General features: G+C 42.8%; 14 protein-coding genes and 2 pseudogenes. 12 read left to right on the top strand and 4 right to left on the bottom strand.

What is annotated here, in order from left to right; translation table 11 throughout:
- Positions 1–16: 16 nt before the first annotated feature.
- A complete protein-coding gene (locus J2Z37_RS13760; protein ID WP_209810852.1) occupies positions 17–2,695 on the top strand; it encodes an S-layer homology domain-containing protein in 2,679 nt (892 codons plus the stop codon).
- Positions 2,696–2,717: 22 nt separating this feature from the next.
- Here the strand turns inward: J2Z37_RS13760 and J2Z37_RS13755 are convergent, their stop codons facing one another.
- From J2Z37_RS13755 to dat, 3 genes are all read right to left on the bottom strand, one after another.
- Positions 2,718–3,161, bottom strand: a complete 444-nt coding sequence (locus tag J2Z37_RS13755; protein WP_209810851.1) for a RidA family protein — start codon at positions 3,159–3,161, stop codon at positions 2,718–2,720.
- Entirely contained in the window at positions 3,158–4,372 is a 1,215-nt protein-coding gene (locus J2Z37_RS13750) for a pyridoxal phosphate-dependent aminotransferase (protein WP_209810850.1), read from the bottom strand. The genes J2Z37_RS13755 and J2Z37_RS13750 overlap by 4 nt, the downstream gene beginning before the upstream one ends.
- A gap of 160 nt (positions 4,373–4,532) precedes the next feature.
- Positions 4,533–5,381, bottom strand: coding sequence for a D-amino-acid transaminase (gene dat / locus J2Z37_RS13745; protein WP_209810849.1), 849 nt, complete (start codon positions 5,379–5,381; stop codon positions 4,533–4,535).
- 203 nt (positions 5,382–5,584) lie between these two features.
- Here dat and J2Z37_RS13740 point away from each other — a divergent pair.
- The 4 genes and pseudogenes from J2Z37_RS13740 to J2Z37_RS13725 form a co-directional block, all read left to right on the top strand.
- Positions 5,585–6,247 (top strand): annotated as a pseudogene (locus tag J2Z37_RS13740) (adenosylcobalamin-dependent ribonucleoside-diphosphate reductase); the annotation flags it as partial.
- A 230-nt stretch (positions 6,248–6,477) separates the two neighbouring features.
- On the top strand, positions 6,478–7,341 hold the full coding sequence (locus J2Z37_RS13735) for an LAGLIDADG family homing endonuclease (RefSeq protein WP_245203816.1): 864 nt from the start codon (positions 6,478–6,480) through the stop codon (positions 7,339–7,341).
- A gap of 69 nt (positions 7,342–7,410) precedes the next feature.
- A pseudogene (locus J2Z37_RS13730) lies at positions 7,411–9,288 on the top strand (adenosylcobalamin-dependent ribonucleoside-diphosphate reductase); the annotation flags it as partial.
- 414 nt (positions 9,289–9,702) lie between these two features.
- Positions 9,703–10,992, top strand: a complete 1,290-nt coding sequence (locus tag J2Z37_RS13725; RefSeq protein WP_209810846.1) for a metallophosphoesterase family protein — start codon at positions 9,703–9,705, stop codon at positions 10,990–10,992.
- Between the two features lie 44 nt (positions 10,993–11,036).
- Here J2Z37_RS13725 and J2Z37_RS13720 read toward each other — a convergent pair whose 3' ends face one another.
- Complete coding sequence (locus tag J2Z37_RS13720) at positions 11,037–11,189, bottom strand: hypothetical protein (protein WP_209810845.1); 153 nt, start codon at positions 11,187–11,189, stop codon at positions 11,037–11,039.
- Positions 11,190–11,546: 357 nt separating this feature from the next.
- Between J2Z37_RS13720 and J2Z37_RS13715 the strand changes: the two genes are divergently transcribed.
- The 7 genes from J2Z37_RS13715 (at position 11,547) to J2Z37_RS13685 (ending at position 18,767) form a co-directional block, all read left to right on the top strand.
- Positions 11,547–13,259 carry a LytS/YhcK type 5TM receptor domain-containing protein gene (locus tag J2Z37_RS13715; protein WP_209810844.1) on the top strand — a complete coding sequence of 571 codons (1,713 nt, stop codon included), beginning with the start codon at positions 11,547–11,549 and terminating at the stop codon, positions 13,257–13,259.
- Positions 13,256–14,014: a LytR/AlgR family response regulator transcription factor gene (locus tag J2Z37_RS13710; protein WP_209810843.1), complete on the top strand. Its 759-nt coding sequence runs from the start codon at positions 13,256–13,258 to the stop codon at positions 14,012–14,014. The genes J2Z37_RS13715 and J2Z37_RS13710 overlap by 4 nt, the downstream gene beginning before the upstream one ends.
- Positions 14,015–14,152: 138 nt before the next feature.
- On the top strand, positions 14,153–14,704 hold the full coding sequence (locus J2Z37_RS13705) for a DUF8052 family protein (protein ID WP_209810842.1): 552 nt from the start codon (positions 14,153–14,155) through the stop codon (positions 14,702–14,704).
- Positions 14,701–16,350: a carbon starvation CstA family protein gene (locus tag J2Z37_RS13700; protein ID WP_209810841.1), complete on the top strand. Its 1,650-nt coding sequence runs from the start codon at positions 14,701–14,703 to the stop codon at positions 16,348–16,350. The genes J2Z37_RS13705 and J2Z37_RS13700 overlap by 4 nt, the downstream gene beginning before the upstream one ends.
- 31 nt (positions 16,351–16,381) lie before the next feature.
- Positions 16,382–16,741, top strand: coding sequence for a hypothetical protein (locus J2Z37_RS13695; RefSeq protein ID WP_209810840.1), 360 nt, complete (start codon positions 16,382–16,384; stop codon positions 16,739–16,741).
- A gap of 380 nt (positions 16,742–17,121) precedes the next feature.
- Positions 17,122–18,261: an MBL fold metallo-hydrolase gene (locus tag J2Z37_RS13690; RefSeq protein WP_209810839.1), complete on the top strand. Its 1,140-nt coding sequence runs from the start codon at positions 17,122–17,124 to the stop codon at positions 18,259–18,261.
- Positions 18,262–18,284: 23 nt separating this feature from the next.
- A complete protein-coding gene (locus tag J2Z37_RS13685) occupies positions 18,285–18,767 on the top strand; it encodes a DsrE/DsrF/DrsH-like family protein (RefSeq protein WP_209810838.1) in 483 nt (160 codons plus the stop codon).
- The last annotated feature ends 61 nt before the right edge of the window (positions 18,768–18,828 follow it).

Here is an 18,828-nt window from a genome sequence, read left to right as displayed (position 1 = left end):
GAGAGGAGCATTCATCATGAGAAAGAAAGTGACGAAATGTGTTTCAAGCCTCCTGGCAATTTCCATGGCATGCGGGGTGAACGGAATTGGGACTAGTGCCGTATATGCTGACAATGCCGACGGAGCAGGCCTGAATTTTAAGGATTTACAGGCGATCCAGAATTGGGCTTTGAAAGATGTAGCCAAAATGTCCATGCGGGGGATTGTTGAGGGGGATGATCAAGGGTATTTCAAGCCAAATATGTCTGTTTCCCAGCAAGAGGCCCTTGTTATGGTACTTCGTTCTCTTGGCCTGCAAGCGGAAGTAGACAGCTATAATATGGCTAACTATCAATTAGATTATCGTGCTGTAGCAGAATGGGCTAAGCCCTATGTAGCTGTTGCGGATAAATATCGTTTACTGCGAATTGAAGAGGAGAGCCGCTTTATGGGCAGTGCCGCTGCGACACGCGAATGGATTGCTCAATTGCTCGTAAGAATGATTGGCAAAGAAGACGAGATCACTCGTTATACTGCGCTGACTAGTAATTTTGCAGATAAAGATCGAATTGATGCGTGGGCAGAAGATTATGTCAAACTGGCTGCATCTGATACATACGGTTTGATTAATGGAGTGCCTAATAAGGACGGAAGCTATAATTTTAACCCAAATCAACCGGTGACTCGTGTCCAATTGGCTGCGCTTTTAAGTCGTTCCGATCAGTATCTTCCGCAAACTGCCGGGGAACAATGGAGTGGCCAGATAGCTTCCTTTAATGGCGATGAATTGACGCTGCAAACCAAAACTGGCTTGAAATCCTTCCAGCTTAATGCACGTACAATGGTATTTAAAAATAATGAAAGAGTAGAACAAGCAGATCTTCGAAATCAACAGTCTGTTGTTATTATGGGAAGTCCGGTGGCCACCTACATCGAGATCCAGGATAGTACCACAGCGGCAACGGAGACAATCAATGGAACCTTGATTAAAAATTATCCTGAATTAAATTCGCTCATCGTTCGGGTCGATGATGTAGATACCACGTACACCTTTAGTGACCAGGTAGCCGTTCGTTCTAGCGATGGAGCCTTTATTACTTTAAAAGACTTAACCGAAAATGATCAAATCGAATTATCGATGCTAAATGGAAAGGTCGTTTCTATCACTCGTTCCTTGGGAGCTATGGCACCTTCCAATTCTGGTACAATCTATGAAATCGATCTGAAGAATGGCCAGCTCACCCTGCTAACGGAAAACAAGATTCCACAACTTTATCCGATCAGCTCTCTTGTTTCGGTAGTTTACCCTGATCAACGGAAATCAGGTCTCAATGATCTGCGCAAGGGGATGGAAATTGAAGTAGAAGTTTATGATAATTTAATAGAAACGATCAAGGTCAAAACGATTGTTGAGGAAGGTACGGTTGCACAGGTTTCTCCGGATGGGTCCCTCCTTACTTTTAAAACAACGGATGGCGGGTACAAAGCCTATCCGATCGGGGATGATGTGGACATTCAACTTTCGGGCATGACTAGAGCTTCTATACTTGATCTTGACGCAGGAGATAAGATCGTAGCTCAAGTGAAAAAAGGCGAGATAACCTCTATTGAAGTGACGAACCGAACGGCTTCAGATCGGACAGATGACCCATTCTTTGATAATTACATCGAAGGAACAGTTGATGGGTTATCGGCTGATGAAGAAAAACTCTTTATTAAAACAAAGGATGGATTGGTATCTTACAAGTTCGACGATAGCTATGAACTCTATATTAACGATGTAAGTAAGCCAAGTTTGAGTCAGATCAAGCGGGGAATGAGTGCAAAGGTTCAATTATATAATGACAAGATTTTCTTCCTTGAACTGGATAACCGGATTGAAGGAACGGTTCTGTCGATTGATCCGGATCGTCGTTTGTTACGATTGGCCACCGCTTTCAATGAACAGAAAAACTATATCATTGACGAAGACTATGATGTGAATATCGAAGATGAAAGACGTGCAGATCTAGATGATATTCGCCGCAATGATTATGTTCGGGTCGAAGTGGACAACGAGAATTATGTTTTGGAAATCGATGTACGGAAGGAATTTGATTTTAAAGTAGACAGTGTATCGACAAGCAGTGATAAGATTCGTGTGGAAGATGAAGACGGGGATGAAAGCAACCTGTATTTGGATTCCAAGGTGAGATTGATTGTACCAGGGTTAACCAGAGCGGATATTGAAGATATTCAAGAAGATGATTTACTTCGTGTCACTTATTTGGGGAATGATTTAAAGAGCATTGAAGTTATTCCACAGGTGAAGGGGATTATCACTGCAATCAACGCGACTAAAAACGAGATCACTGTAGAAAACTTTAAGGGAGACTCTTCTACCATTTCTTTCGGGAGAAATGATCAAATATTAGTGAACTCCAAAAAATACAATAGCTTAAGCAACCTTGCAGTAGGTGATCGCGTAGAACTTCAGAATAAGGTTGATGGGGAGAAAACCTTTAACGTAATGACGAAGGAAAGCGGTACTTTTGATTATATTAGTAACAGCAACTATTTATATCTCGTGAAAGGGCTATATAATTACAAGCTGGCTGATACGGTCTATGTACACAAGGGGAATACAGCTCTTACCCTACGCAGTCTATATAAAAATGATAAAATTACATTCTATACGATCAACGATACGATTTATGAAATTGAGAAAACGAACTAAAAAAGGGCCTCTGTGGCCCTTTTTATTTTTCGGATGAAAAAGCAGCAATCAATTGAACCTCCACCGGCGCATTTCCCGGCAGGGAGGCAACGCCGATTGCGGCACGGCTCCCGATCCCTTTGTCTCCTAATTCTTCATATAAATATTCAGAAGCATAGTCTGCAAGACTAGCATGTGCTTGGAAGGTTTCCTCTGCATTGATGTAAACGGTGAGTGAGAGGATCTGCTCCATCCGGTCTTGTTCCGATAGGGTATTTTTTGCTGCAACCAGTGCATTTTCCACCGCTTGTCGGACTGCGGCTTTATAGCTTGCAAGTGGTTCAGCGGTCATCACTTTACCGGTTTGAATCAGTACACCGTTATTTCTCGGAGTCATCCCGGCGGTATAGATCAGATTACCGAACCGGCTGGCAGGAACATATCTCCCCTGCGGAATGGGATTGCCTTTTTCACCTAATGTGCTCATTTGCGGTACCCCTCTACAACTTTAATAATCCGTTCTATCGCCTCAACAGCTGCTCGATGATCCTGGGAAAAATTGATGCGGAAGCTGTCAGTATACTGTGGTCCAAATTCAGTTCCAGGTGTGACCGTAACCGCTGCCTGGAGGCGTAGAATCTTTACGAAATCATTAACCGTCACATCTAATTGTGGAAGTCTAGGGAAGAGGTAACTTCCGGCCTCTGTTGCTCTCACCTTAAAACCTTCAGCAGCATGAAGCTTTGCCATCAGATCGTCACGAATGGCTTGGTGCTGAGCAATTCGCTCTGCCATCCAGCCTTCGGGCTCAGAAAACCAAGATTTTAGTACGGCTTGGCTATAACCTCCTGCCCGTAGAGAAACAATGGCTTGCAGCTTTTCCATACGCTCAATAATTTTTGCGGATCCGAAAGCTACCCCCAATCGGTACCCACTCAATGACTCTGTTTTTGATGGGCCTATGATGGTAATCACATTTTCGGGATCTACGATATGTTGTGCACATAGGTGCGTGTAAATCCTTTCATCAAAAATTTGTCGGGAGTATAGCTCATCGACGATGACGGTAGCACCATACTTTTGCGCCAGTTCCGCGATTACTCGGATTTCCGCCGGGGAATAAATGACACCCGTCGGATTATTGGGGTTGGAGAACAAAAAGAGTTTCACTCCTGCTTTGAAGGCATCTTCCAGCTGGGTTAAGTCTATTCCCGCACAGGTGTCCGTGCTATAATAGTCCATCTGAATCGGAACGATTTCCCCGTCAAAGAATTCAACCAGTTTGCGGTTGGCGAAATAGTCTGGCACTACAATGGCTACTTTATCGCCTCTGGCCACCGTTGAACCCATGGCTAGAAAGAGGGCACCTTGTGTCCCGGGAGTAATAATCAAATTGCGCTCTGCATGAACCGTTGAGTCCGTGAAGGTAGCAAGCTTGTGTGCGATATTCTCCCGGATGCTATGGCTTCCGCGATACTCCGTATAGGCTTGTTTGCCGCCGATATGTACTCCTTCGATGAACTGATCTAAACTGCCTGGAATGGGCTCAAACGCGTCTACGTCACCGTGCGAAAAGTCCACTGGCGTCCCCGCAATGATTTCTCCCCGCAGCTGCACTTCATTTGTGTCTTGACGTACCTCTTGTCCCGGTGCATATTCCGCACCAAGTTTTAAAAACTTTTCATCTAGTAACCCCATGAACATTCTCCCCTCGAATTTTTATATGGAAAAAGCCCATCGGCATGAAAGTCAACGGGCTCATCATAGGTTAAAAACTTACGTTTGTGCATCCCGTTAGGCTATACTTTTTCCGCATATAGGAAAGCTTCCTCGACAGAGGGATACATCTTCTTCTAATTTATTGCACCTTTTCCTGATGGGCAAAAAGCATTTCTTCCATCAGCTCTTGCAGCTTTCTGGTAAGGGGACCAACAGAACCATTTCCGACTGGATTGCCGTCGATGGTGATGATCGGCATCACTTCAGAAGTTGTACTACATACAAAAACCTCATCCGCTGCATACAACTCCTTTAGGGAAAAGGGTTCTTCGATGACTGGAATGTTCTTTTGCCCTGCTAGCTCCAGAATCACGATTCGCGTAATCCCGCCCAAGATGAGATTTCCCAAGGGATGGGTCTGAATCTTACCGTCCTTAATCATAAAGAGATTCGTTGAGCTTCCTTCCGTAACCTTTCCGTTTCGATGCAGTAGGGCTTCAAAAGCCCCTTGTTCGATTGCCTTTTGTTTGGCAAGAACACTGCCCAGGAGATTTAGACTCTTAATATCACAGCGAAGCCAACGGATATCGTCCAAAGTAATCGCTTTCACACCGGTTTTCATTAACTCTAGCGGACGAGGTTTTCGTGTGACATATCCGGTCAGTACAGGCTTGGGTTGGGCAGGAAATGGATGGTTTCGCGGCGCATACCCACGAGTGACTTGAAAATAGATTTGTCCATTAACAAGTTGATTTACCTCTATTAATTTATAAAGATTCGTGATTAAAACCTCCAGGCTGGTTGGCAGCTCGATACCAATTTCTCCAGCACAGTAGCTCAAACGTTGCAGATGTTCTTCCAAACGAAAAATCTTTCCTTCATAAACACTGACGACTTCATAAATGCCATCGCCAAATTGGTAGCCCCGATCCTCGATGTCTACTCTTGCTTCTTCCCGCCGGATCAATTGATCATTGAATAGAATCATGATTCATCACATCTCCCGCACATTTTCCAAAAAACAAGTCTTGACTTTTTAAAAAAATACAACATGTAGTGTAAGGGTAAATATACCGCATCAATATATTGATAGAGATCGAAGGGTATGATATCTTTATCTAGTACCTACCTTTCTAATGTAACAAACAACCAGATAAGGGTCAATTTATTTGATTATATGGAGGCTATGCAATGACCGTTTCTAATACTACATATCGCCTTGAGGGCTTAAGCGAAAAGATCTTTCTTGATCGCTATGCAAGGAAGGATCTAGACCCTGACCATGTACAAGTAGGTGATACTGTAATAGTCCTTACGAAAGACGATCCTAAGTTTCCAATGAAGGAAGTAGGGGTTGTCGTGAAACGCGAAGGAAACGACGTTACTGTAAAATTACGCAGTAATGAAGAGATTGTGACTTCCCCAGAAAAAATGATCAAGTCACTAGAAGAAACACCAGATAAAATGTGGGGTCGTCTTGCCAAAACGATTTCCAGATGTGAACAAACCGAAGAAAAACAAGCCGAGTGGGAAGAAAAATTCCGCTATGTTCTTGAAGATTGGAAACTAGTTCCCGGTGGTAGAATTGCCGCAGGAGCAGGAACCAACGACGAACTAACGCTCTTTAATTGTTACGTCATCCCATCCCCGAAAGACAGCCGTGGGGGCATTATGGAAACCCTAAGCGAGATGACAGAAATTATGTCACGCGGCGGCGGAGTTGGAATCAACCTATCATCACTGCGGCCAAGAAGAGCCTTGGTGAAAGGCGTGAATGGTTCTTCCAGCGGTTCTGTAAGCTGGGGAGGATTGTTTAGTTATACGACAGGATTGATTGAGCAAGGGGGAAGTCGTTAACACCATGGCGACTTAACCACGTGAATTGCTGGAACACCCTTAAAGCCCCGCACCCTACAACGTAGTCGGCAACGGCAAGCGTGAATGGTTGAAAAGTGCAGGGATTGGGCAATCAGCAGCGAAGCAGCTTCGGAAACGAAGTTGAACGTTCAACGACTATTGAAACTTCCTAAAGTTTCCAGGTATAATTTGGGTAAACGAGCAAGGTGGGTGTTTCCTTGGAAGCAATGGAAGGAGTAAACCAAAATGTTCGGAGACGGCATTATGGGGCGCGTGGCAGGGAAGAACTACTGCAAGAAGTTTGTAAGCTTTATGAACAAGGACATTCACAACATGAAATAGCCAATATGCTAAGTGTTCCTAGGGGAACACTATCACGCTGGATGATGGAAAATAATATCAAAGGTCGAGATCCTGGTGAAGCTGGAAAGGAAAAGTCAAGAATATATCACTACGATGAAAATTACTTTTCAGTGATTGAAACATATAACAAAGCGTACCTTGTGGGATTTATACTAGGCGACGGTTGTATCCATGACAGAGTAAAGTCTAAACGCTTAGTAATTACTCTGGCTAAAGAAGATATGCAACTTGTAAAAGATATTGCGCATGAATTGAATATGGTTGAAGCAGTAAAAATTGATAAAAACAGACGTCGGACTAACGAACAAGAAAAAGTTAGATTATCCATCAATTCAACTAAAATGTGCGATGACTTAATTAAGCTAGGTATAACTCCTAAAAAGACTAAAAAAGAGCAGTGGATTGAATTTAACGATGATAAGCTTCAGTGGGCCTTTTTGCGGGGGATATTTGACGCTGACGGACATATTCGCGTTTATCCTAGGAATGGGTATATAAAAGCTCGATTCGGTCTTACTGGAACTTATGAGCTACTGAATGGCACACTGCAATTTCTTAAAAGACAAGGTTTTGCAAAAAGAGTAAATTCCATCACTCCAAAAGAAGGATGTTATGACCTATATTTATCCAGTGTGGACGAGTTGAAAGCAATTTATGAACACTTATATGCATTTGGTGATTTAAAGCTTACAAGAAAGCATGAAAAGTTTTATTCTCTGATGATATAGTCTGAGCTCATGTGAAAGCATGAGAGTTAGGCAGAAATGACCTAACCCTCCATTGTGGAGAGTAACAATTTGCGTGGCGCATTAATGCTAATGCTTTGGGACTGGCATCCTGATTTGTTAGAGTTTATTACGATTAAGCAAACAGCTGGTCTCGTTACCAACGCCAATCTTTCTGTTTGTGTCAGCAATGACTTTATGAAGGCTGTGAAGGAAGATCTTGATTGGGAGTTCGTTTTCCCAGATACTCAAGATCCAGAGTACGATCAAATTTGGGATGGAAACCTGGCAAAGTGGAAAGAGCTTGGAAAGCCAGTTAAAGTCTATAAGAAAATGAAGGCAAGAGAAATCTGGCATACGATTATTGAATCGGCCTGGAAGTCTGCAGAACCAGGCATTGTATTCATGGAATACTATAATCAAATGTCAAATTCCTGGTATTTCAACCCTATTATTTGTACGAATCCATGCGGAGAACAAGGCCTTCCGGGTTGGGGAGTCTGTAACTTATCAGCCCTTAACCTATCGAAGTTTTATGATGAGGAAAATCATGATGTAGCTTGGGATGAACTAGCAAAATGTGTGAACTACTCTGTTCGTTTCCTAGATAACGTCATCGATACGACGCCTTACCATTTCGAAGAAAATAAAGAAAACCAGATGAATGAGCGCCGTGTTGGACTAGGCTCCATGGGTCTTGCAGAACTGTTGATTAAACTCAACATTCGTTACGGAAGCGCGGAATCTATCAAGTTCCTGGATAAAATCTATTCCTTCATCGCCAAAGAAGCCTATTTGGCTTCAGCTGAAATTGCTGCGGAAAAGGGTTCTTTCAAGGCGTTTGATACGGACAAGTTTTTGATGAGCGGGTTTATGAAAACGATGGTAAGTGAGTACCCTGAAGTAGGTGAGTCCATTCGCGAAAATGGTATGCGCAATGTGACCGTGATCACTCAAGCACCTACCGGAAGTACAGGAACCATGGTAGGAACAAGCACAGGGATCGAACCTTACTTTGCATTTGAATATTTCCGTCAAAGCCGTTTGGGGTTTGATAAGCAGTATGTACCAATCGCTCAAAACTGGCTCAATGAACATCCAGGGCAAGATCTACCTGAATATTTTGTTACTGCACAAGATTTATCCGCGGAAGACCATGTACGTGTACAAGCGGCGATCCAAAAGTGGGTGGACAGCTCGATTTCGAAGACCGCCAATGCACCGAATGATTTTACCGTTGAAGATACGAAAAACTTGTACGAGCTTGCCTTTGAACTAGGTTGTAAAGGGGTTACCATTTATCGCGACGGCAGCCGCGACGTGCAAGTATTGTCCACCGAAAAGAAGGACAAGCCAGAAGAAAAGAAACAATCCGCAGCTACACAAGCTGTGATTGAGCCTGAAAAGGAAAAAGAATATCAGCGCCGTCCACAGATTTTACACGGTGCAACCTACAAAATGAATACACCTTTAGGTAAAGCTTATATCACCATCAATGATGTAAATAACGCACCATTTGAGGTTATTGTAAACGTAGGAAAAGCAGGTTCAGACGTCTTCGCCATGTCCGAAGCACTTGGCCGCGTCGCCACCTTATTCTTACGATTTGGTGATCTGCCAGATGGAAACAAAGCCCGCTTGTTGATTAAACACTTGAAGGGCATTGGTGGTACAGGAGCCGTTGGGTTTGGACCAAATCGCGTGGAATCCGTTGCAGATGCCATGGCCAAAGCGATGGAACTGCACCTCGATGGTCCCGACGTCAATGGTTTGATCGCAGCAACAGAAGCAGCTGCTCTGCCAGAGGCAAAAGCGGTAGAACATGATTTTCATGATGATGGATTTGATTTAGGGACGAAGGACATCTGTCCATCCTGTGGAACAGCATCGCTTATTAATACTGAGGGATGTAAGAGTTGTACCAATTGTGGATATAGCAGGTGTGGATAGGATTCACTACGTAATATCTGGGGCTAGCATACGAATGCTAGTCCCTTTCTTTATATCAGCATTGTCGGGTGGAGCATTGGCCATAACCTAATCAAGGCTCAGGGTGGCCTTCTAGCCATGGTTATAATTAACTTCTAACGTCATAAATATTACTGACTAGTCTTTATAAGTAAATGATTGGAAAAGAACGTATGTATCTTTCAGGCGGAATATGATGATTCGTATTTCTGTTTTGAAAAGAGGGATCACCTCAACATAGGATTTTATTCAATTCCATTAGTATTGTCACAGGCAACGAAAATGTCTCCCACTTGAAAGTTCCTCACCTCATTTTGTAAATCCCTTTCCGACTAGTTCCACGTAAAAGAAAAGGTTTGACCGTAGAGTACTACTTTGATTTGAAAAGGAGGACACATGACATATCCGACATTTCGGAACCCCATATTATCCCTTTGGCAATCGGCTATTTCAAAAGCGGGGAAAAATGGCGCTTTCTCCAAATCTGACATTTACAGGATGAACCATTTTGTGCAAGTGGCAAATGCTTTTTTGGAAGGAAGAATGGTCCCATTTATAGATTACAATAGGAACGTAATTGATGAGTGCACGAAAATAGTTGCAGCTTTAGCCAAGGCTGAAATTCAAGGGGATAGGGAACGGTATCAGGAACTTATGAACCGATTTAAAATGTCAACCTGTGATCCCGGATGGCATGAGGCTTTAAAAACCTATTTGGCATTTAAAAAAGACAGAGGAGTTATACCCTATGTACGTTACAAGCAACTCAATGATTTTGTGATGGATATCCCAGCAAATATAAAAATTGCTTTTCTTGCGGATTGGGGGACGGGTACGAAAGTAGCTGAGTGGTCATTGAAGGCAGTAAAAATGCATCATCCCGATCTAATCATCCATCTAGGAGACATTTATTACTCGGGAACAATGGATGAGGTTCAAGACTATTTCTTGGCGCCAATAAAAAAAATAGCTGGCAGTACCCCGGTTTATACGCTTGCTGGAAACCACGAAATGTACTCAGGGGGTAAAGGGTATTATTGGCTGCTTCAGCAATTGAATCAACCGGCAAGTTATTTTTGTTTGAGAAATAATTATTGGCAAATATTAGGTTTGGATACTGGCTTGCACTCAAGTAATCCCTTTTTAAGTGCTTCAAATGTAACGTACCTGGACCAAGCAGAAGAGAGGTGGCATTTACATAAATTTAGTACAGCCGGTTCCCGTAAAACCATTCTATTGTCACATCATCCGCTATTTAGTTCATTAGGTGTGGGGAAGGATGGTCAAGGACAAACCATTGCCTATAATCCTTTCCTGAGAGAGACCTTCCGAAGTGTCATGGATCAGGTGTCTTTATGGCTTTGGGGGCACGAGCATAACCAGATCTTATTTGATCCCTACATAAACCTAAAGAAGGGTCGGTGCATAGGTTCAGGAGCAATACCCATGATGGTCGACCAAAAACCATTTATCACTTCACCCCATTTAAACTTACAGGGTAAGAAAGAACCGCCAGTCATGAATCTAAATAAGGCAAAGCTCAGTATAAATCAGGATGGATTTTTATATAATTCATATGCCATTCTTTCACTCACAGGCGACCAAGCACAGATCAGTTATTATGAAGTAAATTCGATTCAGAAAGGTGATTCTCGTTTAATATTCAGTGAGTCGGTGGAGAAATAAAATTAAATATAATTAAGTACTAACAAAAGGCACAACTGTGCCTTTTATGTTTTATCCCTTGTTTCACTATTCATCGTTTGATTCGACATTTCTTCGGCGACTCCCGCAGCATCCATCATTTCTTCGATGCGTTCCTCGAGATTGTTTTCTCCACGAATTCGTTTTGGAGCGATTTCTTTCCTGTTTCTTGTTGGCATTATATCGCCGTCCTTTACTATGAAATGTGTTCATCTATCCCTCTCATTATTTTCCTGTAAGCCAACTTTTATGTAACGAAAATTATTATAGTGAAGGGCTGACCTTTTTTGTTCCAAACGATACAACAAATGTTTACGTTCTTAATAAAGAGTATCCTTTAAGTTTTACCCAAGGATTGGTTTTGGTCATTCTTTGTTTAATGATTCTGAAACCTAATTTTCCTTTAGCCTACCTATTACTAGCTAATAGATGAGATAGAGTAAGAAAAACAACATTTCTAAATATTTACAAAGTAATGAACGGCCTATACAATGAATGTGAGTATTCACCTAATTGTAAAAAAGGAGCCGTGAAGGATGCTTGACAGCACCTTATTTATTAAATTAATTCAGGGGATGTGCGTTGTTGCTACGATTGCTTTTGTATTAACACGGATAGATCTGTTTAAAAGGATTTTTCAAGACAACCTATCTTCAAAAGACAAATGTTTTCTGATTATAATTTTTGGAATTATGGGAATCATTGGTACCTACACAGGTTATTGGCTGGATGAAGGGGTGCTAGCCAATTCACGAGTAATTGGGGTAATGGTTGGGGGCTTGCTCGGTGGTCCAGTAGTAGGGGCAGGGGCTGGTCTGATCGCTGGCTTGCACCGGTTATCGCTTGGCGGATTGACTGCGGAAGCTTGTGCGGTTGCAACGATCCTTGAAGGGCTGTTAGGGGGATTTCTGGCGAAAAAGTGGCGACGTGAGAAGATGAGCTGGTTTATTGGGTTAAGGTATGGGGTGCTTGCAGAAACGTTGCAGATGAGCCTCATCTTGTTACTCGTAAGACCCTTTGAAGTCGGCTATGGGGTCGTGTCCGTGATTGGGATTCCCATGATCACGACGAATTCATTAGGCATCGCCATATTCCTGGCAATCCTGCAGAATGTCTTCAAGGAGCGTGACCTGGTGGCGGCAGATTTAGCCAGACAATCCCTTCAAATAGCGGAGGAGACGCTACCATATCTCCGCAAGGGGTTGACAGAAGAAACGGCCGAGAAAGTCGCTGGGATTATTTATCGGCATACATCATTCGATGCGGTCGCAGTGACGAAGAACAATAAACTTTTAAGTTATGTTGGAGTAGGGTGCGATCATCACCAGGATGAGGGATCTTATCCGCTGCAAATTTCTGATGAACAAATTCTCCTAAACCATAATTCAAGTATTATCTTCGTAAAGGAACATTTTTCTTGCCCACATCCATCTTGCAAACTGAAATCAGGGATCATTATCCCTCTGCATGTTCAAGGGGAGCGGATCGGCTCGTTGCGATTATTTCTGGCAAGCAACTACCCTATTGGACTTACACACTTGGAATTTGCCAACGGTCTTGCCCAACTTTTTTCATCGCAGCTGGAATTGGCATTAATTGAACACTTAAATACGCTTCGTCAAAAGGCGGAACTACGGGCTTTGCAAACGCAAATTCAGCCGCACTTTTTGTTTAATTCGTTGAATACCATCGTCTCTTACTGTCGCACAAATCCAGAACAGGCAAGGGAACTGTTGATTCATCTCAGCACCATTTTTCGTCAGAATATAGAGCAGGGCGAGTACATACGAATTGAGCAGGAACATCAATATATCCAAGCATATCTTGCTATTCAAAAAGGGAGATTTGGCAACCGGATCAATTTTACGGCAAACATTGACCCTATGTTGCTCCATCACCGGATCCCTGCGCTTGTTATCCAGCCTATCGTAGAAAATGCGGTCAAACATGGGCTTTTAGCTAAAAAGGAAGGGGGAACCATCTCTTTAAATATCGAGAGACGAGACCAATCCATCTATGTTTCTATCCAAGATGATGGGGAGGGGTTTAGCGAGAAAAATGAGAAGACCTTTCTCCAGCGTCCATATGAATCAGCAGAGGGGTGTGGAATCGGTCTGTATAATATTAATGAACGGCTAAAAGCCATCTATGGAGAGCAGGCATTACTGCAAATATATAGTTCGGAACAGGGAACGATGGTGAGCTTTCTCCTTCCCTTGAATCGCGCTGTGGAGGTGAATGCAGGATGATTCGTGTCCTGATTGTTGATGACGAACTGCCAGCAAGAGAAGAACTGCTTTTTTTATTGGAATCCTTCCCAGAGGTGGAGGTGGTCGGTGAGGCAACACATGGTGAGGAGGCGCTCGAACAGGTACACGAAGCAGCCCCAGACGTGCTGTTTTTGGATATCGATATGTTTGATATGAGCGGTTTAAAAGTAGCAAGCGAACTGAAGAAATTTCCCACACCACCACTTGTTATTTTTTCAACCGCTTATCGGGAATATGCATTAAACGCTTTTGAGTTGGACGCTATCGATTATGTAACCAAGCCCTATCAACAAGAAAGGATTGGCAAGGCACTGGGGAAGGTCGAGCTATTATTAAACAAAAAGGAAAGTAAGATGATTCGCCAGGTTCAGAAGATGATCCAAAAATTAACAAACAATCAAACAAACAGGAAGATCATCGGTGAAAAAGACGGCAAGCTGATCCCGCTCTCGCCAAAGGACATTTTATTTCTTGAAGCGGACGGGAAGAAAACGATGCTTTATACAAAATATGCCGTCTATACAACGAAATACAATTTAAACGAATGGGAAGAAGTCCATGGCGATTACTCCTTTTATCGAACCCATCGATCCTATATCGTAAATATTAATCAGATCGAGGAAGTGATACCCTGGTTTAATTATACAATGAAATTAAAGATTGAAGGATGCCCTCATGAAATCCCGGTTTCCCGAAGTTATGTAAAGGGCTTAAAAGAGATGTTATCCTACTAATAAACATTTAAATAAGTGTCACTTACGCCTGAATTGTGTTGCTTCAAGCCTGTTTTATGCATTTCGGGCGGCAACCCTTTTAAAACCTGGTCAAGAGAAAATATAATATGGATAGCTTTCAAACAAGGGGGTGACAACATGGATGGTTCAGAATATTTGACCTTATTAGAGAAAAGGCTTGGTCATCTTTTCCGCGTTCAACGAGATTATTCAGTTTTAGAGGAATTATTTCATCTTTATGCCCAATGTGAAATACAGAATGAGAGGTACTTCGGTTCCAAAAATGTGAAACTGTGGCGAGCTGACAATTATGAGTACACGCTCGTGCGATGCTATGAAGAGATGACACAGAACAATCTGTTGGAATTGACTGATTTTCTGAAGCAGGCCGTAGATTCGCTTGTCAAACCGCACGAAGAGCATATGACAAGCATAATTTCAGGGGTCATTGTAATAGATAAGGAACCAACGCCAAATATTATCAGAATTGTAGAAAGGTTTAGTTACCAAAAGGCTTTTAAGATGGGGCTGCAGGGGTGGTGTGACATTCGGCTTATACTCGTTGTTCCTCCACTGAATCAGGTATACTGCAATCGTAAAGCCAAAGAGGTCAAGCCATTCTATCATCCGGTGAAATCCCCCAAAAAGAAAAGCTTAATTCGAAAAATAAGGGAGGTTTTAAAATCGTGAGTGGTTTGCTTATTGTAGGCGTCTGTATTGCATTGTTTTTGATTGCTTATGTTACTTATGGGTCCTATATTGTCAAACAGCTAGACTTGGATGACAATCGCAAAACGCCTGCCCATACCGAACAGGATGGGGTGGATTATGTTCCGACGAAGTCTCCTGTATTGCTTGGGCATCATTTTGCTTCTATCGCAGGAGCCTCTCCAATCGTTGGTCCAATTACTGCTGCGGTGTTCGGTTGGATTCCCGCTTTAATATGGATTGTGCTTGGAAATATCTTCATTGGAGCGGTTCATGATATTACGGCACTTGTTGCCTCCGTTCGCCACAAGGGAAAATCAATCGGGATGATTATCCAGGACAGCATCGGAGTCTCCGGTAAAAAACTATTTAACCTTTTTGCCTGGTTGACCCTTGTTTTGATTGTCGCAGCATTCCTTATTATTACTGCGAATACGTTCGTTGCTGAACCAGCAGCTGGAACCGCTTCCTTATTATTTATTATCGTTGCTGTTTTATATGGATTCTTTGTCTATCGCCGCAATGTTCCTACATTACCCGCGACCATTATCGGTATTGTGGCGTTATTTGCTTGTATTGCGGTTGGGCTTGCGTTCCCGATTTCTCTGTCTCAGTCTACATGGGTGTTGCTGATGATGGTTTATATCGTCATCGCATCCATAGCACCTGTCTGGATTTTGCTGCAGCCTCGTGATTATTTAAATTCATTCCTGCTTTATTCTTTGATGATTGGGGCAGTCGTCGGTTTGGTATTAACCAACCCAACCATCCAATTTTCCGGTTTTTCCGGGTTCAAGACAGATCTAGGCTATTTATTCCCGGTTTTATTTGTAACCATCGCATGTGGGGCAGTTTCCGGTTTCCACTCTCTGGTTGCTTCCGGGACGACTTCCAAGCAGTTGAATAAAGAAAGCGATGCCAAATTGCTCGGCTATGGTGCGATGCTAATTGAAGGTCTGTTGGCAGTTATTGCCTTAATTACGGCAGCTATGCTCATCCCAGCTGATTATTCGAATCTGATGAAAAATGGCGGTCCGGTTGCACTGTTTTCGGCTGGTGTGGGGCAATTCATGACTACTCTTGGGATTCCGCTAGCCATCGGAAAGAGCTTTTCCGCACTGGTTGTATCGGCATTCGCCCTGACAACACTGGATACTGCAACTCGTCTAGGACGATTCATCTTCGCTGAGTATTTCGATCAAGAGGCCAAAGAGACCGGAAAGGCTGCTCCATCTGTTCTTACCAACAAGTGGGTGGGAACCGTCGCTACAGCTGGTGCCGGCGGTCTGTTAGCACTGAGCGGACAGTGGGCAGCAATCTGGCCGATCTTCGGGTCTGCAAACCAGCTCCTTGGAGCGATTGCACTGCTTGCAGTATCTGTCTGGCTGGCAAAGATGGGGAAGAGCAACTGGTATACGAAGTATCCGATGTACTTTATGTTTGCGGTGACCTTTACGGCATTGGTGACCTTAGTATGGGGCAATCTAACTAAAGGAAACTATCTGATCTCTATCTTCGGAGTTGCGCTGCTCATACTCTCTGTCCTTCTGGGAAGTTTAGCGAATAAATCTTTGAAGAACATCGCGGTAGGTAGAAACAGTGGCAAAAGCCAAAAAACCACAGCATAGTATTATTATCATCCGTGAAGAAGAGGAGCAGATGACTGGAGGTTCTTGTTGTGGCACTTTTTCTGGGGATTTTCGTGAATTTGATGGAGATGCGGTATTTGCAGAGCGACGGCAGATGATTCTATCTACCGGCTCTATCTATCGTCGATTGATGGAGGAATATAAAGATTACGCTGAGATCGATGTCGTCGATCCGCGTAATCTCCCATACCTCATCCCTCGACTGATTCGCGACACCAGAAAGTACAAAGTGCCCATCTGGGAGTCACTTCGTACGATCTTTGGCTATCGTCTCCCGACGATCATCTGCGATGGTCGTATTATCGCTACGGGCAACCAAATGGATTGGCATTTTATTTACAAACGCCTCCGGGATCAGATTACAGTTTAATGGAGAGAAGTCAGATTCACACCTGGATCTGGCTTTTTTTGTTCGATAAAATTACGAGGGGACTGGGACAAAAGGTGAGGGTGTAAAAGAGGCGTTGTGTAGCCGATATCGCAACAGTGAAGGCGGACATTTAATCAGTTATTTTGGGAACTCCCCTTTTTCCCCTATTGACACATTTTCTTTATCAGTTATAATACATATAGGGGTATAAGTAATAGGAAGATTAGAAGAAAAAATTAAATTCACAACTGGGTATCGCTTTTTATTTTTTGCTTCTAATTATACTTATACAGGTATATGAGTAACTAAAAAGAGAGTGTTCTTATAAGAGAAAATTCAATGATTAATTGTATACATTCAAAAATAAGGAGGATATGAAAATGAATACACTACAAGCTATGTCCGCTGAGAAAGTGGCCCATCTCGTTATGAATCAAGAAGATCTATTTATTTTGGATGTTCGGAACAAAGACGAGTTTGAAAACTGGAGAATTGAAGGCACCAATATTAGTGTTGCCAATATTCCTTATTTCGAATTATTAGAGGGGATTGATCCCGTATTAGAGCTGATCCCTCCAAACAAAAAAATCCTAGTTGTCTGTGCAAAAGAAGGTTCCTCTAAATTTGTTGCTGAACAACTTGTCGAAGCCGGACATCATGAGGTTTACTACCTTGAGGGCGGCATGAAGTCATGGAGTGAATACCTGCAGCCGGTCAAAGTATTTCAAGATGACAAAGTAAGAGTATATCAATTTATTCGTGTTGGAAAAGGGTGTTTATCATACCTGGTGATTTCCGGTTCTGAAGCATTGGTCATTGATCCCTCACGGCTAACCAATATTTATAAAACTTTTGCAGAAAAAGAAGGTGCTGTTATCATGCATGTCGTAGATTCCCATCTTCATGCCGACCATATTTCTGGGGGCAAAAGATTGGCAGACGATACGGGTGCAATCTATTATCTGATGAAAAGTGAAGGCGCGGTATTTGAACACGCCCCATTTGAGAACCATGATGTGATCCAGTTTGCCCAAGTGAAACTTCAAGTCTTGGCAGTGAAAACACCTGGACATACTCCAGGCAGTGTTTCCTTCCTAATCAATGATCAACTTCTCTTCTCTGGGGATACCATTTTTGTAGGTGGACTGGGCCGCCCGGACCTGGGTGGAAAAGCACGTGAATGGGCAAAGGACTTATATCAGACTGTCTATGGAAAAGTTGCCAAAATGACAAATGAAGTGATTGTCCTTCCAGCACATTACGCAGATTTAGACGCTGAAATGAATGAGGATGGTTATATAGGATCTACTTTAGGACAAATTCGTGAAAAGAATGAAATGATGATCGGGAAAACCGAAGAACAGTTTGTTCGAGCTGTGGCAGAATCTGCAAATACGGCAACACCACCGAATTTCGAGGAGATCGTTGAGATTAACCGCGGAGTCAATAAGGTGACAGCTGAACGTGAACAAGAACTGGAAATCGGACCAAATCGTTGTGCAGTACATCATACTGCTTAATGCTTAATAAGGGAGAGATAGAAATGGAAAACCAGAAAGAAAAAACAACGATCATCCTCTTTAGCGGGGATTTGGATAAAGCCATTGCGGCCTTTATTATTGCCAACGGAGCGGCAGCATTCGATCATGAAGTAACCATATTCACGACCTTTTGGGGACTAAATGTACTAAGAAGAGATCAACAGGTTCCTGTCAAAAAAGGGTTGCTCGAGAAAGCCTTTGGCTGGATGATGCCTCGTGGACCGGGTAAATTAGCTCTTTCTAAAATGAATATGGCGGGGATGGGGCCTAAAATGATCAAACATGTGATGAAGAAACACAATGCGTTATCGCTTCCGCAATTAATGGAGATGGCCCAGGAACAAGGGGTGAAATTGGTTGGCTGTACGATGACGATGGAGCTGTTAGGAATCCAAAAGGAAGAATTAATTGACGGGGTGGAGTTAGCTGGTGTTGCTGCCTATTTGGGAGATGCATCGAATGCGAAAGTGAATTTATTTATCTAAGGAAAAGCTTTTATTTATAAGTATTCATGATTTGTGGTAAAATATATACCTATAGATGTAT

It is taken from the genome of Ammoniphilus resinae, from assembly GCF_017873965.1.
Taxonomy (GTDB): Bacteria; Bacillota; Bacilli; order Aneurinibacillales; family RAOX-1; genus Ammoniphilus_A; species Ammoniphilus_A resinae.
The sequence above is the reverse complement of the archived record's forward strand: the minus strand, read 5'-3'. Positions and strand labels throughout refer to the sequence as shown.

Coding starts and splice junctions, on each gene's coding strand:
- dat (WP_209810849.1), bottom strand. CDS start 5,381: ATGATTCTATTCAATGATCAATTGATCCGGCGGGAAGAAGCAAGAGTA.
- J2Z37_RS13725 (WP_209810846.1), top strand. CDS start 9,703: ATGACATATCCGACATTTCGGAACCCCATATTATCCCTTTGGCAATCG.
- J2Z37_RS13695 (WP_209810840.1), top strand. CDS start 16,382: ATGACTGGAGGTTCTTGTTGTGGCACTTTTTCTGGGGATTTTCGTGAA.
- J2Z37_RS13735 (WP_245203816.1), top strand. CDS start 6,478: ATGGAAGGAGTAAACCAAAATGTTCGGAGACGGCATTATGGGGCGCGT.
- J2Z37_RS13690 (WP_209810839.1), top strand. CDS start 17,122: ATGAATACACTACAAGCTATGTCCGCTGAGAAAGTGGCCCATCTCGTT.
- J2Z37_RS13755 (WP_209810851.1), bottom strand. CDS start 3,161: ATGAGCACATTAGGTGAAAAAGGCAATCCCATTCCGCAGGGGAGATAT.
- J2Z37_RS13710 (WP_209810843.1), top strand. CDS start 13,256: ATGATTCGTGTCCTGATTGTTGATGACGAACTGCCAGCAAGAGAAGAA.
- J2Z37_RS13720 (WP_209810845.1), bottom strand. CDS start 11,189: ATGCCAACAAGAAACAGGAAAGAAATCGCTCCAAAACGAATTCGTGGA.
- J2Z37_RS13715 (WP_209810844.1), top strand. CDS start 11,547: ATGCTTGACAGCACCTTATTTATTAAATTAATTCAGGGGATGTGCGTT.
- J2Z37_RS13760 (WP_209810852.1), top strand. CDS start 17: ATGAGAAAGAAAGTGACGAAATGTGTTTCAAGCCTCCTGGCAATTTCC.
- J2Z37_RS13685 (WP_209810838.1), top strand. CDS start 18,285: ATGGAAAACCAGAAAGAAAAAACAACGATCATCCTCTTTAGCGGGGAT.
- J2Z37_RS13750 (WP_209810850.1), bottom strand. CDS start 4,372: ATGGGGTTACTAGATGAAAAGTTTTTAAAACTTGGTGCGGAATATGCA.
- J2Z37_RS13705 (WP_209810842.1), top strand. CDS start 14,153: ATGGATGGTTCAGAATATTTGACCTTATTAGAGAAAAGGCTTGGTCAT.